Raw genomic sequence first — 4,794 nt, 5'->3', positions numbered from 1 at the left:
CGTACGAATACATAAACTACCTCCGTTGTAGTCCAAGAATTCATCCGCACCTCCGGCCAGTATATTGCTGCTGGGTGAAGACAACTGCATCGAAGCCTGTTTCGGGCCCAGCTTGCCAGAAGCCTACAACAAGGCCTTCATTGGACTGGAGATCGGGCCAAATGTCGGTTCCTGCGGGACAGCCATGTACCGCAGGGAAACGGTAGTGGTCACCGATATCAGCAGTGATCCTCTGTGGGAGTCGTCTCGTGCCACAGCCCTGCAATATGGCCTCACCGCCTGCTGGTCAACGCCCATCATGACGCCACAGGGTAACGTTCTGGGTTCTTTTGCCGTGTACCGAAAAGAGGTTGCCAGCCCGTCACCCCGACAACTGGAACTGGTCAGCGGCGCCGTTTATCTGGCCGGCATTGCCATCGAGCGCCACCGGGCCGAGGCCCGTATCCAGTACATGGCCCATCATGATCATCTGACCGGTCTGCCCAACCGAACCTTCCTGATGGAACAGGTTGAAAAAGCCATCAAGCGGGCTGGTACTGATGATTCCAGAATCGCTCTGCTGATGGTGGATCTAGACCGATTCAAGGACGTGAACGATTCGCTGGGCCATCACACGGGTGACCTGCTCTTGCAAGAGGTTGCCGAACGACTGAGCTCAGCAGTCCGGTCGGGTGATATAGTGGCACGGCTGGGTGGTGATGAATTTGTCCTGGCCTTGCCGGAACTCAAGGACACTCAGGCCCCTTCGTCTGTAGCACAGAAGGTCCTGGATCAACTCAGCGAACCCTTTCATACCCATAACCAGGCCTTTCAGCTGGGGGCCAGCATCGGCATCAGCGTCTATCCGGAAGACGGCCATACAGCGCAGGAACTTCTGCGCACGGCGGACACCGCCATGTATGCGGCAAAAAAGGAAGGTCGTGGTCACTACCAGTATTTCACTCATGCCCTGAATCAGGCCGCTCACGAACGGATGGCCTTGCTGTCCCAGCTGCAACAGGCGATTCGCAATTCCGAGTTCCTGCTGCATTACCAGCCGCTGTATTGTCTGCGCACGGGCGAATTGCGGGGCGCCGAAGCTCTTTTGCGCTGGCAACACCCACAGCGTGGGCTGCTCTACCCGGGGCAGTTCCTGTACCTTCTGGAAGAACATGGTCTGATGGTGGAGGTCGGCAGTCGCGTCCTCGAAGCAGCTTGCCTGCAGGCCGGTGAATGGCAGAAAGCTGGCTTGCCCCCCATCCGCCTGGCCGTCAATGTGGCGGCGGACCAGTTATATCGGGGCGACCTGATGGCTCTGGTACAACAGTGTCTCAGACACACTGGGCTGGAACCCGGCCGACTGATGCTGGAGTTTACCGAAACGGTTCTGCTCAAGCATTCCGATGCCATTATCAGCAGCATGCGTGGACTGAAAAAGATGGGAGTTCGCCTGGCGCTGGATGACTTTGGTACCGGCTATTCCTCGCTCTCCTATCTGCACCGTTTCCCGGTTGATCAATTGAAGATCGACCAGTCCTTTATTCAGGGACTGGAGAAAGGTGGCGGCACCCTGCCTATTGTGCAGAGTATTGTTCAACTGGCCGAGACACTGGGCTTGCAGGCGGTCGCAGAAGGGCTGGAAACAGAAACGCAACAAAAGGTTATGACGGATCTCGGCTGCCCTCTCGGCCAGGGGTTTTATCTGGGTTACCCGGTCAGTGCCGAGGAGTTTACCGCCTTGCTGCAGACTGTCCCGACTCAGGGAACCTACATGACGGAATAGAGCATTCGCGCCACCAGCAATAGCAGCAGAACCGCAAAAATGCGTTTCAGCGGCCTGACCGGCAACCAATGGGCAGTCCGCGCCCCCAATGGGGCGACAAACACACTGGTCAGAGAAATGGCAACAACCGCCGGCCAGTGCACGAACCCGACCACCCAGTCCTGCCCTGTCGGTGCGGCCAGACCATTGACCAGATAGCCGAGCGTACCGGCCACCGAAATGGGGAGGCCGACAGCCGCGGCGGTGCCAATGGCTTTGCGCACATCCACATTATGCCAGGTCAGGAAGGGAACTGTCAGCGACCCGCCACCGATCGACACCATGGCAGAAATTCCGCCGATTCCGGTACCCGCCGCCAACAGGCCAACTCTGCCAGGCAACTCCCGGGTAGGAGGCGGCTCGCGGTCCAGAATCATCTGCAGAGCCGCATACCCCATGAACAGGGCAAACACGATGGCCAGCACCAGGGAGTTGAGTTGTGCCGCAATAAACGTCGCGACAAAAGTGCCTGCTACTATACCGGGTGACAGGGTACGCACTATTGGCCAGAGCACGCCACCCCGGGCATGATGCGCGCGCAGACTGGATATCGACGTGAGGATGATCGACGCCATGGAGGTCCCCAGGGCGACATGAACCACATGCTCCACCGGCATGCCCTGCAGCAGAAACAGGGTGGTCAGCACCGGTACCATCAGGGTACCACCGCCGACACCGAGCAGACCGGCCATGAAACCGACAAAAACCCCCAGCCCCAGATAGGACAGCAACCACTCCAGCGCCATGTCCTGCATCCTCCAGAATTTTCGCAAAGCGCGCAGTATACGTTACTGTTCAGGGCCTACCAACCGCCTGCAGGCCTGCTCAGAGGCCTTTCAACTGGTCTTTCAGTTGCAGCATCTCGTCACGCAGTGCCGCAGCCTGCTCGAAGGCCATCTGGCGGGCGGCCTTGTGCATCTCGTCCTCAAGTTGCCGGATGCGTCGGGCTGCTTCTGCCGGTGTACGATAAGTGGTCTGCTGCTCCGCCACCTTGCGCACCTTTTCCCGCCGGCCGGTCTGCTTTTTGGACTTTCCGGGAATGACCGTGCCTTCCATGATGTCCTGCACATTCTTGTCCAGCGCAGTAGGGGTAATACCGAGAGCCAGATTGTGCTCAATCTGCTTGTTGCGACGCCGTTCGGTTTCGTCGATCGCACGGCGCATGGACGGCGTGATTCTGTCCGCATAGAGTATGGCCTTGCCGCGCAGGTTGCGCGCCGCCCGACCGATGGTCTGGATCAGTGACCGGTCGGAGCGCAGAAACCCTTCCTTATCGGCATCCAGTATGGCCACCAGCGCCACCTCCGGAATATCGAGGCCTTCCCGCAGCAGGTTGATGCCGACCAGCACATCGAACTCACCGAGCCGCAGGTCGCGAATAATCTCTATGCGCTCCACGGTATCAATATCACTGTGCAGATAGCGCACGCGCACGCCATTGTCGTGCAGGAAATCGGTAAGATCCTCGGCCATGCGCTTGGTCAGTGTGGTCACCAGAATACGGTCACCGACCGGCACCCGTTCATGGATCTCCTGCAAGAGGTCATCCACCTGAGTGGTTTGCGGACGCACCTCGATTTCCGGATCGATCAGACCAGTAGGCCGTACCACCTGCTCCACCACCTGATCACCGTGTTTTTCCTCATAAGGCCCAGGCGTGGCGGAGACAAAGACCAACTGCGGCGCCAACTTCTCCCACTCCTCGAAACGCAGAGGCCGGTTGTCCAGCGCCGAAGGAAGCCGGAAGCCGTATTCCACCAGAGTTTCCTTGCGCGAGCGGTCACCACGATACATGCCGCCAATCTGCGGTATCGTGGCGTGGCTTTCATCGACAAACACGATGGCGTTTTTCGGCACATAGTCGAACAGGGTGGGTGGCGGCTCACCCTCTTCCCGACCGGACAGATACCGGCTGTAGTTCTCGATGCCGTTGCAGTAACCCAGTTCCTGCATCATTTCCAGATCATACAGGGTGCGCTGCTCAAGGCGCTGAGCTTCGACCAGACGGTTGTTGTCGCGCAGCTGTTCCAGGCGTGCCTTCAGCTCAACCTTGATCTTGTCGATGGCGCTCAGGATCTGCTCGCGCGGTGTGACATAGTGGGTCTTGGGATAGATCGTATAGCGCTGGACCTTCTGCATGATTTCGCCGGTCAGCGGATCAAAGATGGCCATGCGTTCAACTTCGTCGTCGAACAGTTCGATGCGCAGGGCTTCGGTTTCCGATTCTGCCGGAAAGATATCGATCACGTCCCCGCGCACCCGGTAGTTGCCGCGGAAGAAGTCGATGTCGTTGCGGGTGTACTGCAGTTCGGCCAGACGCCGCAATATAGCACGCTGATCCACCCGGTCACCCACCACCAGATGCAGGATCATGCGCATGTAGGATTCGGGCTCGCCCAGGCCATAGATGGCCGATACCGTGGCGACAATCAGCGAGTCCTTGCGCTCCAGCAGGGCCTTGGTGGCCGACAGCCGCATCTGCTCAATCTGTTCGTTGACCGAGGCGTCCTTGTCGATAAACGTATCCGACGACGGCACATAGGCTTCGGGCTGATAATAGTCGTAGTAGGAGACAAAGTATTCGACGGCATTCTCGGGGAAGAACTCGCGGAACTCGCCGTAAAGCTGGGCGGCCAGGGTCTTGTTGTGCGCCATGATGATGGCCGGGCGTTGCACGGCTTCCACCACCTTGGCCATGGTGTAGGTTTTACCGCTGCCGGTAACACCGAGCAGCGTCTGCGCGCGCAAGCCAGCCTCCAGACCCTTGACCAAACCGGCAATCGCCTCGGGCTGATCGCCGGTGGGCTGGTATTTGGACACAACTTTGAAAGTGTCGCTCATTCCGGCTCCGAATTTCGATTACATTACCTGAAGTTGCTAACGTCGTGGGCAAAAGCCTGCCACCTGATGGTCTGGCGCCTATGCTACCGTCGCCACTCTCGGGCACATACCTGTGAGACACGCAAAAAACGTCATCCCTGACAGCTCGACTC

Annotated in this window: 3 protein-coding genes; 1 reads left to right on the top strand and 2 read right to left on the bottom strand. The window is 58.5% G+C overall.

Annotated features, from left to right (window positions below; genetic code table 11):
• Positions 1-64: 64 nt before the first annotated feature.
• A complete protein-coding gene (locus LAT62_RS15940) occupies positions 65-1,762 on the top strand; it encodes an EAL domain-containing protein (RefSeq protein ID WP_293386157.1) in 1,698 nt (565 codons plus the stop codon).
• Here LAT62_RS15940 and LAT62_RS15935 read toward each other — a convergent pair.
• Positions 1,747-2,547, bottom strand: coding sequence for a sulfite exporter TauE/SafE family protein (locus tag LAT62_RS15935; protein WP_293386155.1), 801 nt, complete (start codon positions 2,545-2,547; stop codon positions 1,747-1,749). The genes LAT62_RS15940 and LAT62_RS15935 overlap by 16 nt on opposite strands.
• A gap of 79 nt (positions 2,548-2,626) precedes the next feature.
• A complete protein-coding gene (uvrB, locus tag LAT62_RS15930; RefSeq protein ID WP_293386153.1) occupies positions 2,627-4,642 on the bottom strand; it encodes an excinuclease ABC subunit UvrB in 2,016 nt (671 codons plus the stop codon).
• Positions 4,643-4,794: the final 152 nt, after the last annotated feature.

This window comes from Natronospirillum sp. (genome assembly GCF_022565775.1).
GTDB lineage: Bacteria > Pseudomonadota > Gammaproteobacteria > Pseudomonadales > Natronospirillaceae > Natronospirillum.
Note: the sequence above shows the minus strand (reverse complement) of the source record. Positions and strands in the feature narration are given on the sequence as shown.